Origin of the sequence: Richelia sinica FACHB-800 (assembly GCF_014698825.1) — a bacterium.
GTDB lineage: Bacteria > Cyanobacteriota > Cyanobacteriia > Cyanobacteriales > Nostocaceae > FACHB-800.
Window position 1 is genome coordinate 74,848 of sequence record NZ_JACJTT010000009.1, and the last position, 23,639, is coordinate 98,486.

Here is a 23,639-nt window from a genome sequence, read left to right on the forward strand (position 1 = left end):
AGATGCAACCCAAAATCCAAAATCCCAAAAGGACTAGTGATTGCGACTCGTAATAAAATGAGCGATCGCTTGCAGAGGGATGGCTTTGTCTCCAAAGGAAGCCAGTTCTGCACAAGCTTGGGCTACTAGTTGGTCTGCTTTAGCACGGGATTCTTCTATGCCCCACAGGCTGGGATAGGTGATTTTATTGGCTTTTAAGTCTTTACCGGCAGTTTTCCCTAGTTGTTCTTGGGTAGCGGTAATATCGAGAATATCATCGATGATTTGGAATGCTAGTCCGATGTTTTGAGAATAACGAGTTAATCTTTGGATATCTTCCCCAGATGCTCCAGCTAAAATGCCGCCGCAAACTACACAAGCTTCTAGAAGGGCAGCTGTTTTGTGGTTATGAATAAAATTCAGTGTTTCTAGAGAAATATCTGACTTGCCTTCTGATTCCAAATCCACCACTTGACCACCAACCAAACCGGCAGCCCCTAAGGCTTTTCCCAACCGGACAATCACCTGTAAAACGTTTTCTCTAGCGACCGTTTCCGGGGTTTGACGAGCGACAAATTCAAAAGCTAAAGCTAATAATCCATCTCCAGCCAAAATGGCGATATCTTCACCATAGACTTTATGGTTGGTCAGTTTACCGCGACGATAATCGTCGTTATCCATGGCTGGTAGATCATCGTGAATCAGGGACATGGTGTGAATCATTTCCACTGCACAAGCTGTAGGCATGGCCATGTCAATTGTGCCGCCCATCATTTCACAGGTAGCGAGGCAAAGAATGGGACGCACGCGCTTTCCTCCAGCTAGGAGGGAGTAACGCATCGCTTCGTAAATCTTGTCTGGATAGACAACAGGGATTGCTTGATCCAAAGCAGTATCACAAAGTTGTTGTCGCTCTTTCAGATAGGTAGCAAGGTTAAACCTAGCTGAATCTGCTGTTTTTTGAAAGTTATCCGTTGCGACCATTCTTAACTTCCTAAAATTTTTGGTTGCTGGTGATATACGTCACAATTTTACGTTGCTCTGGCCTCAATCCGATTTAGATCAAGAAAGTTCTTTGTTGGGATAAGCTGGGGAGGCTGTTGAAGAGCAGGGTCAGGAATTAGTAGTTAACTGACTGGACAGGTGGTTCATACATTTATCACTACTTAAAGGTTGTGGACTTGTAAATAGCTAGAAACTGTATTTTGTAGCAACATAGCCACTGTCATGGGGCCAATACCGCCGGGGACAGGGGTAATATATTCTGCCACATCAGCAGTAGCCGCAAATTGGACATCACCCACTAAGCTATTCTTTCCACTGCTGTCAGTGACCCGATTTATTCCCACATCTACCACAACTGCCCCTGGTTTCACCATATCCGCAGTGATTAATCCAGGAATGCCGACTGCGGCAATGAGAATATCAGCATTTTGGGTAATGGTTTTTAAATCTTGCGATCGCGAGTGAGCAATAGTAACTGTGGCATCAGCCTCTAATAGCATTAACGCCATAGGCTTACCCACCAAAATACTACGTCCTAGCACTACTGCTTGTTTTCCTGCTAAGGAAATTTTATATTCTTGCAGCAGTCGCATTACGCCGGCTGGTGTACAACTCCGTAAACCTGTTTCTCCTCGGACTAATCTGCCCAAGTTCACCGGATGTAGTCCGTCAGCGTCTTTATCTGGGGCAATAGTATGTAATAGCCCAACTGCGTCTAGATGATTCGGTAAGGGCAATTGTACAAGAATCCCATCTACCCGTTCATCTTCGTTCAACTGGGCAATTACTGCTTCTAGTTCTGTTTGGCTAGTTTGGGTAGGAAAATGTTTACCAAAGGAAGCAATACCTACTTTCGCACAAGCTTTTTCTTTATTCTTCACATAGGCAGCAGATGCTGGGTTATCACCAACCATCAGCACTGCTAAACCGGGGACACGTCCAATTTTGGGTTGGGATTCTGTGATTGTAGCAGCGAGTTCTGTCTGTATTTTTTGAGCTAAGGCTTTACCGTCCAGGATTTTGGCAGTGTGTGTTTCCATGAGATTTTATTGACGTTTCGCTGGGCAGGGAATTAGGCATAAGCTGCTAAATAACTGCTGATGGCTTACACCAATGAATGAATTACCCATCAATGACTATCTTCGCAGATGAATAGCATCAACAAAAGGAGATTTATTGCTCCTTCGCATTAGGATGAATTTGAGCTAACTTGCGAAAAATGGGTAAAAGGTGAGGATGAATGCCAAAAATCCCTTCATTGCTAACGTTATTTTTTCCAAATGTAGTGAGTTCCAGGTTTTCTCTACACCGAGTAGGAGGTAACTTGGTTGTGATTTTGCTACTTTGTGGTTGTGGTAGTTGGACTAATACAGGTTTAAATCCGAGTCCATTTCGGCTCAGTGCCAATGCCACACCGATTAAACAAATTCAAAAACCACAAAGTCAAGAGGTGACAGTATATATCCAAGGAAAGGTAGAAAAAATAGCACCTCTGATGCAGCGTCGAGCATATCAAATTAATGATGGCACTGGCAAAATTTGGGTAATTTCCCAGCAAAAAAATCTGCAAATAGGGCAGGAGGCGGTGTTTAAAGGTAAAGTAAAATACCAGAGTATCCCCTTGGCTGGCCAAGATTATGGGGAAGTTTATCTAGCAGAATAACCAGATGAATAATCAACAAACCCATGTAGCGATCGCTATTCTCCACCAAAATAATCAGTTTCTGATGCAACTGCGTGATAACATTCCCAATATTGCTGCTGCTGGTTGCTGGGGACTGTTTGGTGGACATATCGAACCCGGTGAAACACCAGAAGTCACCGTTCAACGGGAAGTATTAGAAGAAATTGGTTATGAATTAACTACATTCACCAAATTTGGTGTTTATTCTGATGAGACAATTGTGCGTCATGTTTTTCAAGCACCATTATTAGTGGAACTAAACCAACTAGTGCTCAATGAAGGTTGGGATATGGCTTTATTAACCCCTACCGATATTCTGGCTGGTGAATGTTATTCAGCCATTGCTGGTGAAATCAGACCTTTAGGAGTTATGCACAAACGCATCATGATGGATTTTGTCAACCAACATGGATAAATCTCTTGATTGCGGTCATATGTTCATAGATGTGATGGATTGAGCCTCATGCAAACAGCTAAAAAACTACCACGCTGGTTAAGTTTAGGATTAGCCTTTCCCGTAATTATTTTAAATGGATGGTTACTAATTCAAGTTGTTCAATATTTTCAACCTTTAGTTAGTGTGGTTGCTGTCGCAATTCTCTTATCTTTTGTTTTGGATTATCCGATCAAATTTCTACAAAGTCGTGGCATACCTAGAAATTTGGCAATTGTGGCGGTATTACTATTAGCGGTGGTCATTCTTGGGGCTGTGGGTGTGATATTAATCCCCCTCATTTTTCAACAGTTAAATGAACTGGCAAATATTCTGCCTTATTGGATTGATTCTGGATTTCAGCAGTTAGATACTTTTCAAAAATGGGCAGCTACTCAACAAATTCCAGTCAATTTGAAAGGTGTTGTCTTACAATTATTAGATAGATTTTCTAGTCAATTTCAATCTTTTACTGGCAGAATTCTTGGTTTAGCATTTGATACCATTGGTGCCTTAGTAAATGTGATTTTAGCTGTTGTTTTAACTATCTATCTCATTTTAAATGGACAAAAATTGTGGGATGGCATTTATCAATGGTTTCCTGCACATATTGGTAAAAAATTCAGAGAATTACTGCGAGAAGATTTTCAAAACTATTTTATTGGACAAGCCGCTTTAGGGGCTATCCTCGCTGTAACTGCTACCCTAGCATTCTTTGCGCTGCAAATTCCCTTGGCATTGTTATTTGGTTTAGCTATTGGCTTCTTTTCCTTATTTCCCTTTGGTACAGGGATCGGTATTGGTATTGTGAGCTTATTAGTAGCTTTAGAAAACTTTTGGGAAGGGGTAGAAGTCGCCGCCATTGCTGTCACCATTGACCAAATCAACTCAAATATTGTTGCCCCACGTATTTTAGGAAATTTAACAGGTTTAAATCCTGTATGGGTAGTTATTTCTTTACTATTAGGTGCAAAATTAGGAGGGGTTTTAGGGTTATTAATTGCTATTCCTTTAGCTAGTTTTATTAAGGATATTGCTGATAGTTGGCGGGCAGGTGAATTTAATCCCAAAAATCTGCCGAATCAAGAAATTAACAATAATTCGGACATGGAAGTGAGTACATCTAATGTAATGATAGATATATCAACGGTAAAGCAGTAAACCCAGCAGAGAAAGGATAAAATCTAAACAAAATCAACAACAGGTAGTCTTGATGTCCACCCAAATTAGTGCCACCAAATCACCATCACTGCGTCACCGATCAACTGGTTCTAACAACACGCAACGTTTTAACCATCCAGGGTGACTCATATCAATTCCTGGAGGTAAATTATTTCTACCTGCAACTTCCAAGCGAGAAGGGTCAACTCCAGCTTTAATTAATGCTGATTGTACAGCCTTAGCTCGGTTAAGTGCTAAATCCTTAATTTCCTGGCTAGGGTTGAGAGAATAACTATAGCCGATAATTCTCACACCTTTCTTGGGATGTTCGCTGAGGAAATATTTCACTTGTTGCAGTTTGTAACCAAAATCGGCTGGGTTTAAAGTGGCTGAATCTTTGTAAAAATAAAATCTGACTTCTATTCTCAAAGGTTGCACTCGCACTGCACTAGAAATTGACTTCACACCCGGAATTTTTTCAAAAGCTTGAATAATTTTTTTGCCATCTGAATTACGGCTGACAATTCCTTCTATAATCACTTTTCCATCTGTATATTGAGCATAAATCGCCATATTTTCTACGCGATTTAATAACCCAGTGATGCGCTGTACTTCTGCTGCGGCTAATACTGGATCTGGTGGCACATCTACTGCCAGAATTTGATTATCTATTTTCCATTTTGGCACAGCAGTTTGAGCGACTTGGGCTGCTTTTTTTCGTAGTAAATCATTAGGCAATTTACCTATTAATTTGAGTTTGCCTTGATGTTCCTGTACCGTCAGTCGATAAACAGCTAATTCTGGTGTAGATGCCAAAGCCAATGCAGTGCTATTTTCTGCACGTTGAATAATACTCCGCTGATGTTTCCACATACCCCAAGGGATAGCAACAGCAGTAAAAGCAACAGCACCTAATATGAATAACCAGGGAGGAGTCTTTCTCTTTTCTGTTTCTAGTTTGGCATCTTTATATTGGAGTGGTTCTAAAACTGTAGTGATTTGTGGAGGAACTATTTCTGAATTTCCATCAAATTCTTGGATGATATTACCATAATTTCTGATAATTTTTACCAGGCTTTCGCGCATTTTTTTAATAAATTCTTTCGATGGTTCCCCTTGCAAAACAATGGCTAAATAACAATATCCAGCTACTTCCAAAACTATCTTATAGGAACCATAATCAATAGCGTCTAATTCAGCAGGCATCTCTGCTTGAGCAAAACAATGGTTAGCAAAGTTACGAATCGCGGTCAGCATTCCTGCAACCATTTCTGAATCTAGTCTTTGTCCATCAGAACGTTGCAGTTCAGAAATGACTATCCCGGAAGATTTCTGAATTAAAAAAATAGCTTCTACTTGAAAATATAGAGATTCTTGAACAATTAATTCTGCTTCAGACACTCCTTGCAGTCTGGCACGAATTTTGCGTTTAATTCCTTCCGCACTCAGGGCATTTTCTATTTTTTCATTGATAGCACGCACCATCTCGACCATATATTTAGCAATGGTATTACCGATAACGGGATAGAGTGCGTCAATAATTGAATCTTTTTCTAACTCAACTTGCTTTTTAATTGCTCTCCCCATGGTTGGTGCTAGCACTTGTGCAACTTTGTCTGGGTCTATATTCACTTGTTGAGAAATAGCTTCTGTCACCACGGGAGAAAAGGCCGTACCCATCCCAATTTTGTTATTTTTTAATCGGCCTTGCATAATTTCATCAAAAATAGGAGAAATAAACTCAATTATTTCTTCCCTAGATTTATCAATATTCAGTTTTAAAACTTCTGTAATCCAAGGTTCTACTAAATCAATAAATGATTCAGAATCATAAATTTGATGTTCTAATTGGTTAAGATTTTGTTTGATTTGGGTAGTAATATCTTTTAATTCATCTACTTCCGAACCAATTAATATATCTTGCAGTTTTTGAAAGGCAATAATTGCATCTTCTGGGTTATTCTCTGACCCTAAAGCTTCTCTGGATTTGATATCAGAGTTATCATCTGATATATTTTGGTTTAATTGTTCGCTATAACTACCATCTGATTGATTTTTATCACTATCTTCATAACTATAAATTTGTGCATTGAGATAATCTATAATTTGTTCCGCACTATATTGATTTTGTAAAGCTATTAAGCGTTGGTTAAATTCTTCGTTACTAACAGCTTCAAAGTCATCTAATTTTTCAGTATCACTCTGATTTAAAAGTGGGAATAGATTTTCTGTGAATATATTTGTTTCTGGAATATTTATTGGGGAAGAATCATTTACTTCTTCACTATTATCAGTTTTTTTCGGAAAAAATCCCTCAGGTGGTTCGATAATTTGCAATTCAATCAAAAGCCGCACAAATTCTTCTATTTGCCCTAACTCCTCTGAAGGCATGTCTTCAGTAAATTGATCACTAAATTTATCCACCTGAGTTATACCAACAATGATTTAAAACTTGGATGTAGTCAAATGAATTAGCAGTTGAGGGTAAATTAAACAACCAGCAACTACTAAATATGATTTTCTAAAGCATGGATAATTTGGAACTTTCTAACAAAGGAACACCAGAATAATTGTCTTTTTCGCTGGCAACTTCTTGTAATTCTGGGATAAATTCTGTTCCCTTGAGTCTCATCCCTAATGCAAACAAAGTTTCAGCAATGTCATCTTTAGAAACTTTATCTTGTTTAAGGTTAGAGAATCGCCGGTCTAATTCTTCTAACACTAGATCCCGCAAAGCTGTAATATCTTCTTGGAGTTTATCTTTAGTTTGAAAAAAGTCATCGCGAATGGAAGCTGTTTGTTTATCTAGCTCTTCATCTAAAGATTGAATACTGGTGGAAAATTTGCGATTGAGTCGATCTATTTGTTGACGGAAATCTGCTGCTTCTTCTTGGTTGGTGACGGAGATAGATTTAAGCTTTTTTTCTAAGTTTTCCACTGCTGCTTTTAGTTCAGTAGAAAAACTCAGTTTGAGTTGCTCATTTTGCGATCGCATCTCTTGCTGCAATAAGGAGATATGTTTCTCTAATTTACTTAGCTGGTTATCATACTCCCTGATCTGTGTACCAAAGATGATATCACGGATTTGGTCAATATTACCTAGCCGTTCGCGCACATCATCTCTATTCATCTGACTCATGCGAAAAACCTCACAATAGGGCTAACTAACAGCGCAACAATAGGTAAATAACTAACAATCTCTGCTTCCTGCTGGGGAAGTCACACTGGCTCAAGCCTACTGTCGTTGTATTATATTTATTATTCCCAGTTTTCTAATTTCTATCAAGTTAAGTAATTTATCATTCATTTTATGGAAGTTTCGGAATAAAAATCCTCTCCCCAGGACGGGAAGAGGACAGAAAAGTTTTCTCAAGGGAAGTTTTCAGTTGTTTATACCCTGGTGGGTATGCAGAAGATTTAGCGTTTAGCTAATTTCTTCGCCATTTTACGGAGACGAATAGATTGGGGTGTAACTTCCACTAATTCGTCGGGGCCGATGTATTCCAATGCTCTTTCTAAGCTCATTTCTATGGGCGCTTGTAACTGTACGAGTTCATCACCACCAGATGCACGGTGGTTGGTTAACTGCTTGGTTTTACAAACGTTTAATTCTAAGTCTTGGGGACGGTTGTGTTCACCCACAATCATCCCTTTGTAGACTCTGGTACCGGGAGTGATGAAGAATGAACCTCTATCTTCAGCGTTTTTCATCGCGTAGAAAGTAGAAACTCCTTCTTCAAAGGAGATAAGCACGCCTTTGTTACGGGCTTCAATGTCACCAGATAGTGAACGGTAATCGAGGAAGCTGTGGTTCATGATGCCTTCACCACGAGTCATCCGCATGAATTCACCACGGAAACCAATCAAACCACGGGCAGGAATGATAAATTCTAGTTGGGTGCGATCGCCTCCACCAGGCTGCATATCTTGCATTTCCCCTTTCCGTTGTCCCAGACGTTCAATACAGCTACCAACTGCATCACCAGGTACGTCTAAAACTAGTAATTCATAGGGTTCGCATGGCTGACCGTTGACTTCACGGTAAATTACTTGTGGCTGGGATACTTGGAATTCGTAACCTTCCCGACGCATGGTTTCGATTAAGATACCCAGGTGTAATTCACCCCGACCGGAAACTAGGAATTTATCAGGGGAGTCGGTTTCTTCCACCCGTAAAGCTACGTTGGTTTCTAATTCCCGGAACAAGCGATCGCGCACTTGACGAGATGTTACCAATTTACCTTCTTGTCCTGCAAAAGGTGAATCATTCACCCAGAAGGTCATTTGTAAAGTTGGTTCATCAACTTTAATTAGTGGTAAGGCTTGGGGTTCGTTGGGGTCTGTAATTGTTTCTCCAATGTAAGCATCAGCAAAACCAGCCACAGCCACGATATAACCAGCAGATGCTTCTGGCAATTCCACCCGCTTCAAGCCTTCAAATCCCATCAGTTTGCTGATTTTAGACTTGACAATATTGCCACTTTCTGTAACTAGTGCCGCTTGTTGTCCAGCGCGAATGGTGCCGTTGTGGATTCTACCAATGACAATCCGGCCTAGATATTCAGAGTAATCAAGAGTGGTGACTTGCAATTGCAGGGGTTTGTTGGGATCGCCTACTGGTGCAGGTACATGGCGCAGAATCGCCTCAAACAAAGGCTGCATATCTACAGGTTCAGCATCCAAGTCATTCTTGGCGTAACCTGCTAAACCAGAAGCGAACAGATAGGGGAAATCACACTGGTCTTCATCTGCACCTAATTCCAAGAACAGATCCAATACTTTATCAATGGCTGCATAGGGATCAGCTTGGGGACGGTCGATTTTGTTGACCACCACAATTGGACGCAGGCCTTTTTCTAAAGCCTTTTTCAGTACAAAGCGAGTTTGGGGCATGGGGCCTTCGTTCGCATCCACAATCAGGATACAGCCATCAACCATACCTAATACCCGTTCTACTTCTCCGCCAAAGTCGGCGTGTCCAGGGGTATCAACAATATTGATCAGCGTGTCTTTATATTTAACGGCTGTATTTTTGGAAAGAATGGTAATCCCTCGTTCCCTCTCCAAGTCATTAGAGTCCATGACGCAATCCGGAACGTCTTCACCTTCGCGAAAAATGCCGGACTGTCTGAGGAGAGCATCAACCAGGGTAGTTTTGCCGTGGTCAACGTGAGCGATGATGGCGACGTTACGAATTGGGAGCGTCATAGAGATTTGGGTGAACTTTAGGTTTTTAGATTAGTAACTACAATGTTTGGCTGTTTTAACAGAATTGGGAGTGTTTAGAAAATTCTGTAACGAACCTTTAATAATTCTAGCTTAATCGTCACAATTATTGTTGTTTTTAGAATAACTAGCTAAAGAGTCTGTTGACTTGTTGCACTTGTTTCCCATCAAGGTAGATAAGCAAAGTCATACCATTTTTGAGTTGAGATGGTAAATTAATCATGGTTTTCTGTCTATGGCTTGGTGTAGATTCATCAAGTCCCATCATTAAAGAGGATGAAAATAGAGAAGTTTACCGATGAAAATCCATCACCATCCCACCAAATTGATATTGATGCTTGGGTAATCATCGCTACCAAAGTTATGATGGAAATTGCTGGATTGTTGCCTCTTCCCATCTAAAATTATTGGTAAAGTTTACAAGAGATTTTTTTCTTCAATTCCCTTGCAGGAATTTCTATTACCATGATTCTGCATTTTCTAGGGTGAAAATTTACCAACATGAAAATACTCGTACTCAATGCTGGATCAAGTAGTCAAAAAAGTTGTTTATACGAAATCGAAAATGATGTTCTCCCGGCAGAATTACCCAAACCACTGTGGGAAGCAAAGGTAGATTGGACTCATCATCCAGGACAGGCAGAGATTAAAGTTACAACGAATACAGGAGCGCAAATCCAAGAAGAAATAGCAGTTACGTCTCGTCCTGCGGTTCTTAACCACCTGCTGGATTTGCTAGTCAATGGTGCTTGTCAAGTCATCAATCAACTATCTGATATTGATGCGGTCGGTCATCGGGTGGTACATGGAGGACAAGATTACCGGGATAGTGTCATGATTACAGAAGATGTCAAACAAGCGATCGCTCGTCTTTGTCATCTTGCACCTGCCCATAATCCTGCGGCTTTAGAAGGCATAGAAGCGATTACCAACGCTTTACCACATATACCGCAAATCGCAGTTTTTGATACTAGCTTTCATAGCACCTTACCAGATGCAGCCGCTATTTATCCTGGCCCCTATGAATGGGTAGAACAAGGCATTCGTCGCTATGGGTTTCATGGCATTAGTCACCAATATTGTGCTCACCGTGCAGCCCAAATTTTGGGGAGAGATTTAACATCTCTGCGCTTAATTACCTGTCATTTAGGCAATGGCTGTTCTTTAGCAGCAATCAAAAGCGGTCGCAGCGTAGATACCACTATGGGGTTTACTCCCCTCGATGGTTTAATGATGGGGAGTCGTAGCGGTGCTATCGACCCAGGCATCTTAATTTATCTGTTACGAGAATTCAATTATTCTTGGCAACAATTGGATCAAGTATTAAATAAAGCTTCTGGCCTCAAAGGAATTTCGGGTATATCCAGCGATTTGCGGGAAGTGGTGAAAGCCATAGAAAAAGGTAATAATCGTGCCCAGCTAGCATGGGATATTTACGTACACAAAATCCAGGCTGGTATTGGGACAATGCTTGCTAGTCTTGGAGGTTTAGATGTTTTAGTCTTCACTGCCGGAGTTGGCGAAAGGTCTGCTAGTATACGTCAATCTGCTTGTAAGGCTTGGGAATTTCTAGGTTTACAAATCGACCCAGAGAAAAACCAACAACAGCCGATAGATGTAGATATTGCTACCCCTGACTCCCAGGTGAGGGTATTGGTAATACAGACTCAAGAAGATTGGGCGATCGCTCAACAATGTTGGCAATTAATGAAACAATAATCACATTATCAATTTTATTCGCCACACCTACCTGAGGCATATTCTTAAATTGCTTATGTTATTGTCTCGTGAAGCTATTACTACACCTTTATTTGCTTGTTTATGTATCTTCGGTATTAGCTGGATGCAATTACCAAGATTACAGCAACTCCTCACTCATAATCAATCTGTTGCAATTGAAGTTCTCAGAAAAGCAGAAACTAAGGAAAGTTTGCGCTTAAATTTACTGCAAAAAATTCCCAGTTTTAGTTATAACAACTTAATTGCTAATTGGGTCTATATCGACTTTTTACAATATTTTGGTGACGAAGAAATTAGAAATAGAATTGGTTACAACTTAAGTCCAGAATATTTTGAAATTATTCTCAAGCAAGACCCCCGTTTTTTAGATACTTATTTAAGTCTTTCCGTCAGTACCTCTCTATATGCAGGAATGCCAGAAAGGTCAATTAAATTAATGGATCAAGGTTTACAATCATTATCACCACAGGTTCCTCATCAATCCTATTATATCTGGCGGTATAAAGGCACCGATGAACTGTTATTTTTAGGTAATGCTGAAGCTGCCAAATCATCACTAATCAAAGCAGCCGAATGGGCAAAGGTTTATCCTGACCCACAAAGTCAATATGTGGCTTTAGTTTCTCAAAAAACTGCTGAATTTCTGCAAAATAATCCTGATAGTAAATTTGCCAGAATTTCCTCCTGGGCAATGGTATTAGAAAATAATGTAGATGCAAAAATTCGTAAAAGAGCAATTAGAGAAATTGAATCTTTGGGTGGTCAAATTGTTTTCGATGCTCAAGGCAAACCAACCCTAAAATTCCCTGATCAAGATTAACTTATCCCTATGCAAAAACTTTTGATTACTGGTGCTAGTGGTTTCTTAGGTTGGCATATTTGTCAATTAGCTCAATCAAATTGGGACGTTTATGGTACATACTACTCTCATCCATTAGATATTCCTGGTGTCAAAATGGTCAAAGTTGATTTGACCAACTACCAAGACACAAAAAATTTAATTCAAGCAATACATCCATCATCAATTATTCATGCCGCAGCACAGTCTCAACCAAATTACTGCCAACTAAATCCCCAGTTATCGCGCAGCATTAATGTTACTGCCACTTGCCATCTAGCTGATATATGTGCTGATCAATCAATTCCTTTTGCTTTTACTTCTACTGACTTAGTATTTGATGGTTTAAATCCACCTTATCGTCACACAGACCCTGTATCCCCTGTGAATATTTATGGTGAACAAAAAGTAGAAGCTGAACAAGAAATATTAGCTAGATACCCCCAAGCAACTATTTGCAGAATGCCCCTGATGTTTGGCAATAACACACCAATTGCCCACAGCTTTATTCAACCCTTTATTCATACCTTAAAAGCTGGTCAAGTCTTAAATTTATTTAGTGATGAAATTCGTACACCAGTTAATGGTATCACTGCTGCTCAAGGAATATTATTAGCCTTAGCAAAAGTCCAGGGTATCATTCATTTAGGGGGGAGAGAAAGAATTTCTCGATATGAATTTGGCAAACTATTAGTTGAAATATTTCAACTACCTGGAGAGCAACTTAAATCTTGTCTGCAACAAGATGTGAAAATGGCAGCACCCAGACCCAAAGATGTTTCCTTAGATAGTTCTCCCGCTTTTGAGTTAGGATATCAACCTTTATCGCTTCGAGAACAGTTAAAGTCGCTCCTTACACCATCTTAAACATCATCACCAATGCCAAATTTTTTCAAATTAACTATTACTATTATCCTAACTACTACTTTAATTTTATCTCAGCAAGTATTAGCTCACACCTGGATACCAGTACGTGGAGGTATTCCCTTTGGCATTAGTGGTATCGCATTGATTAAACAGCAAAATAAGAAATTAAATTTTCTCGTCATCCATGACAACAAAAAAAAGAACCAAGGACGGTTAGGAATCTTAACCATTGAAGGACAACAACCACCACAATATCTACCTTTAAAATGGGACAAGAATATTGATTTACCTCTAGATTTAGAAGCGATAACTACTATTCCCACAGCAAATAACCAAGAATTTATCGCTTTAACTAGTGCAGGTACAGCCTATCATCTGAAATTCAATTCCCAAAATCAAACTATTTCTGTCATTAAATTGTTTATTTTACCAGAAGTTCTTCCTGACAATAACATTGAATCTTTTAGCTTACAAACAATAAAGAATCAATTAGTTGCCGTGTGGGCCCATCGTGGTGAAGATGAGCAACCAGCAATTCTTTACTGGGGAATATTTGATTTAACTACGTATCACATCAAAGTAGCAGGTACAGCTAAATTTCAAGTACCATATCCACAAACAAATGTGCGTCATATTTCAGATTTAAAAATTGATGATGCGGGAATAGTTTATATTACCTCAGCCAGTGATACAGGTAATGATGGGCCATTTCAATCTGCTGTATATGTAGCTGGGTATTTAGCATTCCATAACCAAAAAATAGTTTGGCAACAAAATCAGCAACTTTTTCCTATATATCGCGATAATTATCACAAAATAGAAGGGTTAGAAATCATCCCAGGGGCATCAGGTGGAATTATTGTTGCTACAGATGATGAAAATATGGGTGCATCTGTACATATGATTGGTCAATAATCATCTGAGTTGAAGATGAATGGTGCGCTGTGAACGCACCCAATTTCATCTACACATTAAATCGGAATAACATTACATCCCCTTCTTGGACAATGTACTCTTTCCCTTCACTTCTGACTAAACCTTTTTCCTTTGCCGCATTCATCGAACCATTAGTGACTAAATCTTGATAAGCCACGGTTTCTGCACGGATAAACCCACGCTCAAAATCTGAGTGAATAACACCTGCTGCTTGAGGTGCAGACATACCAGCATGAATAGTCCAAGCACGGGTTTCTTTTGGCCCACAAGTAAAATATGTCCGCAACCCTAATAGACTATAAGTGGCACGAATTAAAGATTTTAAACCACCTTCTTCTACACCTAAAGAAGCCAGAAAATCAGTTTTATCTTCTTCTGATAATTCTACTAATTCAGCTTCGACTTGGGCAGAAACTATCACAACCTGAGCATTTTCTTGGGCAGCAACTTTTCTGACTTGCTCAACAAAATCATTACCTGTGGCTAATTCATCTTCCGAAACATTTGCAGCGTAAATAATAGGTTTATTGGTAAGCAGTCCTAAGCCTTTAATGACTGCGGCTTCTTCCTCATTTAAACTCACCTGACGCACAGATTTACCTTCATTTAAAGCTGCGGCTAATTTTTCCAGCACTGCTACTTCAAACTGTGCATCTTTGCTAGTACGTGCTTGTTTACGAGTACGGTCAATACGGCGTTCAATTTGGCCTAAGTCAGCTAAACCCAATTCTAAATTGATGATTTCAATATCTCGCGCTGGGTCAACAGAACCAGCAACGTGGATGATGTCATCGTTTTCAAAACACCGCACCACATGCACAATGGCATCAACTTCTCGAATATGAGATAAAAATTGATTACCCAGTCCTTCACCTTGGCTTGCACCTTTGACCAAACCCGCAATATCAACAAATTCCACCCGTGCAGGAATGATTTGTTCAGAACTGGCAATTTTTGCAAGAACATTTAACCGGTCATCCGGTACTGCAACAACGCCGACATTTGGTTCAATCGTACAAAATGGGAAATTAGCAGCTTCGGCTTTAGCATTAGCCACTACAGCATTGAATAAAGTAGATTTTCCGACGTTGGGAAGTCCGACAATTCCGGCTCTTAGCATTTTAGATTAGAGATGTGAGTTTCCAGTAATAAAGATAATTCAAACAGGTTTGGGGATGGTTTGGGGAATAGGCCCTGGTACAGGTTCCGGAAAAGCAGGGGGAATGGTTGGTTCTGGTGGTGTGGGTTCTGGTTGAGGTAAAGGGTTTGGTTCTGGGGTGGGTATTTGTGGTTCAGGGATGGAGATAGCCACGGGATAAGTCATAGTCTTGTATCTAATTCGACTTTCCCAAACTAGATGACAATTGGATTAACTGACATCTTCCCAAATAGCTAAACATAAATTATGTCACCAGATGCCAAATTGCAAAACCTAGTTATCCTGATTTTCCCACATTTCTAATAATCCCACTGTACCTACAAAGAAAGTGTAAGCCGCCAAGGTAAGAGGCATCTTATTTTTTCCAGTTGCGACAACAGCAGCGATAATTGCTTCTACAAAATGAGCCGACAATGCCAAATGCGAGAGGATTAATAAGGGATATAAGCTGTTAGGTAAGGAAGCATTGGCTATGATACTTTGTATGTTCCACAGTTCTAATCCAATAGCACTAGTAATCAATCCTGTAGATAAAATTTTCACCAATAAGAATAATTTTTGCTTCATATTTTAAATGGCATCAAGGCTGGTGAATAATTATATCTGGAAAGATAGCCGAAATTTGCTCATGTATATGACAATAACTGATGAGCAGCTTGATATAAGGACTGAACTGTTTCACCATCACGAGGATATTCAACTACTACCCATTGACAAATGACCTGAAATCTTTCTTGATTTGCTGCGGTAAAAATTTTTTGGCGCATATTTGTGAGAATATCAGCTAATAAATCCCTGAATTCAATTTTCGTTAAACCAGATGTACCAATAACAAATTCACCGTTTCCCCAATAGCCTAACACCTCAGCATTGGGAAATGCTGCTTGCAACATTCGACTCCATGTCTGTAAAACTTGATTGCCTACTTCATGACTATAGTGGACATTAATTTGACTTAATTCAGGCATAGCAAGTAGGGCAAAACAAACTTTTTTATGTTCTGCTTGTTGCAGCATATTTTGTAATTCACGACTCGAAGATAGCTGATTTAATAATCCTGTTAATGTGTCTCTTCTAGACAGAGTTAGCAGAAGATTATTACGTTCTAAACGGTGCAAAATCCGATTAATTAATTCAGCATGTACTATGGGTTTAACAATATAATCATCTCCTCCAGCAGTAAATACTTGCTGCACAGTTTCTATATCTCGATGGGCTGTTAAAAATAGAATTGGTAAACCTTGCCATTGGGGAGCAGTACGCACAGCCTGACACAATTCAATACCGCTAAATTGAGGCATTTCTACATCTAAAATTAGCAAATCTGGTTGTAGGGATTGCAATACGTCCCAAAAACGTAAGGGGTCATTTAATCCTGTAACTTTCATACCCCAAGGTTCCAAAATAGGACATAATGTATTGGTAATTAAGGGATCATCATCAACAACAAGAATATTAATTAATTTTTTAATTTTTTGTTGTAAAATCGGCAATGCAACCTGCCAAATTTGCTCGGCAGTTACAGGTTTAACTAAGAATCCCCGACCTCCAGCACGAGCCACTGTTACCCTATCTAATATGCCATCGTCATGGGCTAAAAATATGACTGGAATTGGTGGTGTACGTTGAGATAAATTTATTAGCCACGTTAAATATGCTTTCTTATTATCAATATCATCGACATTGAAAATCACTAAGTCTGGTAATTTATTTTGCAGATATAAATTGACATCGTTGATACTTGCAAGCTGCTCTATAATTGTATCTGGAGAAGTTAAACACTGTAACTGAGATTGTAGCTTTAGGTCGGGGTCAACTATTAATAATCGGTGTATCGATGAATGATAAATATGTGAATGAACAGATTTTTGAAGATGGTCAAAAGCAGCATTTAATAATTGTTCTAGTTGATGAATTTGAATTAATAATTTTTCTGATTTTTCATGTATATTTCTTGGATAAGATAATAAATTTTCAATATTTTGAGAAATTGCTGTACCAGTTTCTAAGTCAAACATTCCCAACACACCAGCTAATTTATGAGCAGCTTGTTGTCCAGAGCCTATTAACTCAGGTGTTAATGTATTTTGGCGTATAGCATTGGAAATGGAAAGCAATACTTCTAAACGGTGATGTATTACTCCCTGATACTTCTGCCATAATCCGCGCATTGATTTTCTGAATTGTTGGACAACAGTATCAGTAAGCGCATAGTCTTTATTTATAGCATTACTATCAGTGATTACTTCTGTTTGAATTAATGGAGATTGATCTGGTTTAAGCCTATATCCCACTCCATAGACATTTTCAATCCAGTCTACTGCTCCCACTGCTTTGAGTTTAGACCGCAACCATTTGATGTGAGATTTCACAGTTTCTTCTTGGGGTGGGTCTTCATAACTCCATAGATGTTCAATAATGTTGCTGCGACTGAAGACCCGTGAGGGATTTCGCATTAATAATTCTAAAAGGCTATATTCCTTTGGTGTTAAGTCCAATTCCTGACTTTTGTAAGTTACTTGACAACTAGTGGGGTCTAATCTTAGTCCACTGATTTCAAGAACAGGTGTACGGGGAACTTCTCCACGCCGCAATAATGCTCTAACTCGTGCTTGTAACTCATCTAAATCTAATGGTTTAACGACGTAATCATCTGCACCTGCATCTAGTCCACGAATGCGATCGCTACTCCCATCCTTGGCCGTCATCAGTAAAATAGGTGTATAGCATCCACTAGCCCGTAGTTTTTGACATAAACTAATTCCGTCTAACTTGGGTAAACCCACATCTATAATGATCAAGTCATAGGTCGTTCCTTGCACATATTCCCAACCCATCAGACCATCTACAGCGTTATCCACCACATAATGCTGTTTGTTCAATGACTGCATCAAGATATCTATCAATACCTCATCATCTTCAATAATTAAGATTCTCACCGTTAATTCCCCTCTTCCCCCTTGACACCTTGCGAGTATCTAAAATATCAACCCTGAAAACGATAGTAGAGTGTATCTAGCCATCACTCAACATTTCTTCACTACCATTCAGCCTAACTGCCATTCTTACCCAAAGAGAAATCAAGTTTTTCCCCATATCCTGGTCATCATCCCTACCAACCAGGAAAATAACTCACTACTCTAGAACTAAAATTACAACTTATAAGTAGTAAGCCGATATTTATTCGTAAAATTTATGACTTTTACACAATTATCTCAGAAAATAATTACTCAACTATCAATTACATAGGCGAAAATGTTTCAGTTACTAAACTGAAACTATTTACTTTAAAAAAATATGTGTTATTTTTATAGAATCTAATAGTTTACTAGCTTACCCAAAACTCCACCAAAACATAGCATCCTTCATAAAAAAAAATTTTCGCTTACCTAAATTATTTTCCTAAAAAACAGCAACTGCGTGAAATAAGTTACCTGGAATTACGGTCGCCAATATAAAGAAATTGTGATCTGTCTCAGTATCAATTAATAAATTAGCTTCATTTTAAATTTTTTAATAAATCAGTCAAGCCTTTGCCAGTCAACAATCTACGTCCATAAAAACCAAATATTTTACATTCTTGATTACTAATTTTAATTAATTAAACTTAACTAAAATGAACTAACAGATATAAATTTTATATTTATTCTCCCGATAAACCTCTGTTAGCTGAATTGTTAAATTCGGTGTAATTACCCTATACATCGTATAGTTTATTTTGTTATTTAATTGACAGTAAGATTTTCAAACTTGGCTTACTGCGTAGACAACATCTATAGAAACAAACGGTAAAACCAACCACAGAGTGATGAGATTTTCTAAACTCAGCCATTGTTTAAGAAAATCGCAAAGTCTCTCTGTACACATTTTTTTCATTAATACTCAGGATCATTACTAGGTTCAGAGAACTACGGTAAATAGACATTTATCTACGCAGTTCAAACTGAAGCTGTTTTTACCAAGTTGACAATTAATTTACCTGACAGGAGTAAAGAATATGGTTAACCGCCACCAAATAGTTGAGAAAACCCAGGAGATTACCCGCCAGTATCTACATTCCTTCTCACAGTCTGAAACCTTCATGCCTGTGATGCTCACCACCTTTGGTCAGAGCTTGAACACTTCCATCGCTCAATCACTGGCACAAGAGTGGTCAAAAGGCAACTTTGCAGAATTACCTCCCCTGGAAGTTCGTCCTGCCGCAGAAATTAACGGTGCACTTGGCGCTTATGCTAAAGCCACCAACACTATTTATCTGTCTCAAGAATACATTGAACAACAAAACCCCGAAGTATTAGCCAGCGTTCTCCTGGAAGAAATCGGTCACTATATTGATGCAAAAGTGAATACCGAAGAAACTCCTGGTGACGAAGGTGCCATCTTCTCTGCCTTAGTCCGTGGTGAATTACTAAGCGATGCGACACTTCAAGCCCTGCGGGAAGAAGATGACTCCGCCACCATTATCCTCAATGGTCGTTTAGTTGTGATTGAACAAGCTACAGTCACTCCTACTACAGGCAATGACAACACCGCTGCTACCGTTGCTACTGGTGAACAAATAGATGGTTTAGCAGGTAACGATACTATCACTGGTGGTGCTGGTAACGACACCTTATTAGGTAACATCGGCAATGACATTCTTAATGGTGGTCTTGGTAATGACGTTATTAGCGGTGGCAGTGGTGATGATCTCTTAGTTATTGACTACTCCTCTCTCAGCACTGGTATTACCACCACAGGTAGCGGTGCTACTCCTCCAGCCAACTTGAGTTATGACATCGCAACTGGCAGTTACAGTGGTATCGTTACCAGTGGCACAAATAAGGTTACCTTTGACACGATTCAACGGTTCCGCATCACTGGTACCACAGGGAATGATGACATTGAAGGTGGTTCTGGGAATGATACTCTCGTAGGTGGTAATGGTGATGACACCTTCACTTCTGGCGGTGGTGCTGACAGTATCGTTGGTGGTGCAGGTACAGATACCTTAGTCGATGCTGATTTTTCCGGCGCTACTACTGGGTTAACAGTTAATAGTTTGGGCACAACCACTATTACTGGTGGTGGTCTTTCTGTCAGCGGTGTTGAAGTATTTACCAACTTGAAAACTGGTAGTGGTGCAGACACAGTTACCTTCACTCTCACTCAAAATGAAAATGTCAGTACAGGTGGTGGTGGTGATACCATCAACACTGGCTCCGGTGTAGATACCGTTGATGGTGGCAGTGGCAACGACTTGTTAATTGTCAATTATTCCACTCTTTCTACCGCAGTCACTTCTACCCGCACTTTCAATCCTGCTACTGGAGGCTACGATGGAACCATCAACGGCAATTCTAGTAACAGTGTAGCCTTCAAGAACATTGAGCGGTTCCAAATTACTGGTGGCAGTGGCAATGATACGTTGAACGGTGGCTATGGTAATGACATCCTTAGTGGTGGTACTGGGAATGACACATTCACTTCTGGTGGTGGTGCTGACAGCATCGTTGGTGGTGCTGGAACAGGAGACCTCTTAGTGGATGCAGATTTCTCCAGTAGCATCGGCAACCTCACCATCAATAACTTAGGCACAGCCACAATTACCGTTGGTAATGGCACCACTGTTGCAGGTGTAGAACTCTTTAAAAACTTGTCCACTGGTGCGGGTTTAGATACCATCAGCTTCACCGTTGATAATGATGAAAATATCAATACTGGTGGTGGTAGCGATGTCATCAATGCAGGTTTAGGTACAGATACCGTTGATGGTGGTGCGGGTATTGACACTCTAGTTGTCAACTACGCTAGCCTGAGCGCTGGTATTGGTACCACTAACTTTGTTTCTAATGGCCTTGGTGGCTTTAATGGAGATATAACTTCCGGTACCAACAGTATTAAGTTCAGCAACATAGAGCGGTTCCAAATTACTGGTACAACTGGCAATGACACCATCCTTGGTGGTGCTGGTAACGACAGCTTGGTTGGTGTAGCTGGTAACGACAGTATTCTTGGTGGTGGTGGTAATGACACTCTCGATGCTGGTTCTGGCACTGATACATTGGTTGGTGGCGCAGGTGACGACACCTATGTAATCTCTAACACAGGTAATACCATCACAGAAGTTGCTGGTCAAGGCATTGATAAAGTTTTATCTAGTGTTACCATCACCTTAGCAACTAATGTTGAAAACTTAGAGTTAACTGGAACAGGAGCTATTACTGGTACAGGTAACGCCGATGCTAACTACATCAAGGGTAATAGTGGTAATAATACTTTAGATGGTGCTGGTGGCACAGATACTCTAGAAGGTGGAGCAGGTAACGATACTTACCGGATTAATGTCACTTCAGATGTCGTGATTGAAGGCTCTGGACTGGGAACTGCTGATACCGTTGAGTCGCTTGTCAGCTATAGTATCGCTAGTAACGCCAACATTGAAAACCTCACCTTGTTAACTGGTGGTGCTACTACTGCTACTGGTAACAGCGTAGCTAACCGAATTACAGGTAATGCTAATAACAACACTCTCGATGGTGGTGCTGGCAGTGATACATTGACTGGTGGCACTGGTAATGACACCTATCGTGTTGATAGTAGTGGTGATGTAATTGTTGAAGCTAGCAGTGGTGGTACTGATATTGTTATCTCAACCGTATCTATTACCTCTTTGGCAGCCAATGTTGAAAACTTGACTTTAACTGGTACAGCCGTTACTGGTACTGGCAATAGTCTCAGTAACTACATAACAGGTAACGCTAGTAACAATATCCTTGATGGTAGTACAGGTACTGCGGATACACTAGAAGGTGGCACTGGTAATGACACTTATATCATTGATACCACTACAGATGTAATCGTTGAAGCCAGTGGAGAAGGAACTGATACTGTGCAAGCAGGTTCTCTCACCAACGGAGTTACCTTCAGCTTGCTAGCATTAAGTGCTAACGTTGAGAATATTACCCTCACTGGTACAGCCAATATCAATGCTACAGGTAATGCTGCTGACAACTTGTTGTTAGGTAACACAGGTATCAACACCCTTGATGGTGGTGCGGGTAATGACACCATGAGAGGTGGTAGTGGTAATGATACTTATGTAGTTGATAGTGTTGGAGACCTAGTTGAAGAATTCACTGGTCAAGGAACTGATACCGTCCGTTCTAGTATCTCCTTCGATATCTCCAGTTTGAGTAACTTTGAAAATATTACTCTCATTGGCTCAGGAGCGCTCTCTGCTACAGGCAATAGTAGTAACAACTACTTAACAGGTAATACTGGCAATAACACCCTGGTTGGTGGTTTGGGCAATGACACTCTTGATGCTTTAACAACTTCTGGTAGTGATAGCTTAGTAGGTGGTACAGGTAATGACTACTACAGAGTTAATACCTCAGAGACAGTTGTTGAAGCGTCTGGTGAAGGAACTGACACGGTTGAAGCTGCTAACATCACTACCTACGTCTTAGCTGCCAACGTAGAAAATCTAATTCTTGGCAGTGCAGCTATCAATGGTACAGGTAACAGTATAGAAAACAGAATCACTGGTAATAGCCTTGCCAACACCATTAATGGTGGAGTTGCTAAAGATACCCTTGATGGTGGTGGGGGTAATGATATCTACGTCATCAATAGCTCCGATGCAAACACAGTAGTTGATGTCATAGTTGAAGGTACTGGTAGTGGTTCCGGATTTACTGACACAGTTCAATCCACCGTCAACTTTAGCCTGGCTACGGTTGCTAACGTTGAGAACTTAACATTAACTAGTGGAGACACCAGTGGTACAGGTAACACTCTCAACAACGTCATTACTGGTAGTGATGGTAATAACACCTTAGATGGTGGCGGTGGTACTGCTGATACCCTCACTGGTGGTCTTGGCAACGATACCTATGTAGTTGATAGTGGTACTGACCGTATCGTTGAAAATGCTAGTGAAGGTACAGACACAATCTCCTCATTCACTGCTAGCTTTAGCATGGTGAATATTGCTAATGTTGAGAACTTGACTCTGTCTGGTACAGCATCAATTGGTACTGGAAACTCTCTTGCCAACACAATTGTCGGTAATGCGAGTGTTAATACTATCAATGGTTGGTCTGGTGCAGATACACTCACAGGTGGAGCAAGTAGTGATACTTTTGTCTTCCAGTTTGGCCATTCATTAGTGACTGGCGCTGACCGGATTACTGATTTTGCTCTTGGTGAAGATAGAATTGACTTGAGAGGTTTCTCAGCTTCTGGAGAAGGTGCAAACTTGAATCCTCCCAACCAGTTTACTCGTGCTGCGGATAGTACAGCAACAACTCTCTCAGCTTTAGTTGGTTCAGTATTCAATGATGCGAATGGTCAAGTAACAGGTAATCAAGTCCTAGCAGCTAGTTCCGCGGCCTTAGTGCAAGTAACTAGCGGTGCTTTGACTGGAGCTTATGTGATAGTCAATGATGCTACAGGCGCTTTTGACGCTACCACTGACTTAGTGATTAATATCACTGGTTTCTCTGGAACCTTGCCAAGTCTTGGCGCTATTACTAATATCAGCACCTACTTTGCATAAGTCACATTTAAAAGCAAGGTAATCAAATAGCATAGATTGACAATATCCCACGCTAACTTTTATTAGTTA

At 40.0% G+C, this 23,639-nt stretch carries 18 protein-coding genes; 9 read left to right on the forward strand and 9 right to left on the reverse strand.

Going from position 1 to position 23,639, the window contains the following annotated elements:
• Positions 1-33: 33 nt before the first annotated feature.
• Both crtE and folD read right to left on the reverse strand, forming a co-directional pair.
• A complete protein-coding gene (gene crtE / locus H6G73_RS09465; protein WP_190603657.1) occupies positions 34-963 on the reverse strand; it encodes a geranylgeranyl diphosphate synthase CrtE in 930 nt (309 codons plus the stop codon).
• 182 nt (positions 964-1,145) lie between these two features.
• Positions 1,146-2,024, reverse strand: a complete 879-nt coding sequence (gene folD, locus H6G73_RS09470) for a bifunctional methylenetetrahydrofolate dehydrogenase/methenyltetrahydrofolate cyclohydrolase FolD (protein ID WP_190603659.1) — start codon at positions 2,022-2,024, stop codon at positions 1,146-1,148.
• Positions 2,025-2,314: 290 nt separating this feature from the next.
• On the opposite strand from folD, the gene H6G73_RS09475 reads away from it, so the two are divergent.
• The 3 genes from H6G73_RS09475 to H6G73_RS09485 are packed head-to-tail and all read left to right on the forward strand — an operon-like array spanning position 2,315 to position 4,262.
• Positions 2,315-2,647 carry a hypothetical protein gene (locus tag H6G73_RS09475; RefSeq protein ID WP_244997491.1) on the forward strand — a complete coding sequence of 111 codons (333 nt, stop codon included), beginning with the start codon at positions 2,315-2,317 and terminating at the stop codon, positions 2,645-2,647.
• Between the two features lie 4 nt (positions 2,648-2,651).
• Complete coding sequence (locus H6G73_RS09480) at positions 2,652-3,083, forward strand: NUDIX hydrolase (protein ID WP_190603662.1); 432 nt, start codon at positions 2,652-2,654, stop codon at positions 3,081-3,083.
• A 48-nt stretch (positions 3,084-3,131) separates the two neighbouring features.
• On the forward strand, positions 3,132-4,262 hold the full coding sequence (locus H6G73_RS09485) for an AI-2E family transporter (protein WP_190603664.1): 1,131 nt from the start codon (positions 3,132-3,134) through the stop codon (positions 4,260-4,262).
• 93 nt (positions 4,263-4,355) lie between these two features.
• Here H6G73_RS09485 and H6G73_RS24965 read toward each other — a convergent pair whose 3' ends face one another.
• From H6G73_RS24965 to typA, 3 genes are all read right to left on the reverse strand, one after another.
• Complete coding sequence (locus tag H6G73_RS24965) at positions 4,356-6,686, reverse strand: OmpA family protein (protein ID WP_190603667.1); 2,331 nt, start codon at positions 6,684-6,686, stop codon at positions 4,356-4,358.
• 97 nt (positions 6,687-6,783) lie between these two features.
• Positions 6,784-7,401 (reverse strand): hypothetical protein, encoded by a 618-nt coding sequence (locus H6G73_RS09495; RefSeq protein WP_190603669.1) that lies wholly within the window; start codon positions 7,399-7,401, stop codon positions 6,784-6,786.
• A 278-nt stretch (positions 7,402-7,679) separates the two neighbouring features.
• Positions 7,680-9,470 carry a translational GTPase TypA gene (typA, locus tag H6G73_RS09500; protein WP_190603671.1) on the reverse strand — a complete coding sequence of 597 codons (1,791 nt, stop codon included), beginning with the start codon at positions 9,468-9,470 and terminating at the stop codon, positions 7,680-7,682.
• Between the two features lie 294 nt (positions 9,471-9,764).
• Between typA and H6G73_RS24760 the strand changes: the two genes are divergently transcribed.
• From H6G73_RS24760 to H6G73_RS09520, 5 genes are all read left to right on the forward strand, one after another.
• Positions 9,765-9,890 carry a hypothetical protein gene (locus tag H6G73_RS24760; protein WP_256443816.1) on the forward strand — a complete coding sequence of 42 codons (126 nt, stop codon included), beginning with the start codon at positions 9,765-9,767 and terminating at the stop codon, positions 9,888-9,890.
• A gap of 99 nt (positions 9,891-9,989) precedes the next feature.
• A complete protein-coding gene (locus tag H6G73_RS09505) occupies positions 9,990-11,207 on the forward strand; it encodes an acetate kinase (RefSeq protein WP_190603673.1) in 1,218 nt (405 codons plus the stop codon).
• A gap of 55 nt (positions 11,208-11,262) precedes the next feature.
• Positions 11,263-12,048, forward strand: a complete 786-nt coding sequence (locus H6G73_RS09510; RefSeq protein WP_190603674.1) for a hypothetical protein — start codon at positions 11,263-11,265, stop codon at positions 12,046-12,048.
• A 9-nt stretch (positions 12,049-12,057) separates the two neighbouring features.
• On the forward strand, positions 12,058-12,933 hold the full coding sequence (locus tag H6G73_RS09515; protein WP_190603675.1) for an SDR family oxidoreductase: 876 nt from the start codon (positions 12,058-12,060) through the stop codon (positions 12,931-12,933).
• Between the two features lie 12 nt (positions 12,934-12,945).
• Positions 12,946-13,848: a hypothetical protein gene (locus tag H6G73_RS09520; protein ID WP_190603676.1), complete on the forward strand. Its 903-nt coding sequence runs from the start codon at positions 12,946-12,948 to the stop codon at positions 13,846-13,848.
• Between the two features lie 49 nt (positions 13,849-13,897).
• On the opposite strand, the gene ychF is transcribed toward H6G73_RS09520, so the two are convergent.
• The 4 genes from ychF to H6G73_RS09540 form a co-directional block, all read right to left on the reverse strand.
• Positions 13,898-14,989 (reverse strand): redox-regulated ATPase YchF, encoded by a 1,092-nt coding sequence (gene ychF, locus H6G73_RS09525; RefSeq protein ID WP_190603678.1) that lies wholly within the window; start codon positions 14,987-14,989, stop codon positions 13,898-13,900.
• 39 nt (positions 14,990-15,028) lie between these two features.
• A complete protein-coding gene (locus tag H6G73_RS09530) occupies positions 15,029-15,193 on the reverse strand; it encodes a hypothetical protein (RefSeq protein WP_190603681.1) in 165 nt (54 codons plus the stop codon).
• 108 nt (positions 15,194-15,301) lie between these two features.
• The gene (locus H6G73_RS09535; RefSeq protein ID WP_190603683.1) at positions 15,302-15,595 is read right to left on the reverse strand and encodes a hypothetical protein; all 294 of its coding nucleotides are present in this window, start codon (positions 15,593-15,595) and stop codon (positions 15,302-15,304) included.
• Positions 15,596-15,654: 59 nt separating this feature from the next.
• Positions 15,655-17,967 carry a response regulator gene (locus tag H6G73_RS09540; protein ID WP_190603685.1) on the reverse strand — a complete coding sequence of 771 codons (2,313 nt, stop codon included), beginning with the start codon at positions 17,965-17,967 and terminating at the stop codon, positions 15,655-15,657.
• A 1,058-nt stretch (positions 17,968-19,025) separates the two neighbouring features.
• Between H6G73_RS09540 and H6G73_RS09545 the strand changes: the two genes are divergently transcribed.
• Entirely contained in the window at positions 19,026-23,570 is a 4,545-nt protein-coding gene (locus H6G73_RS09545) for a beta strand repeat-containing protein (RefSeq protein ID WP_190603687.1), read from the forward strand.
• The last annotated feature ends 69 nt before the right edge of the window (positions 23,571-23,639 follow it).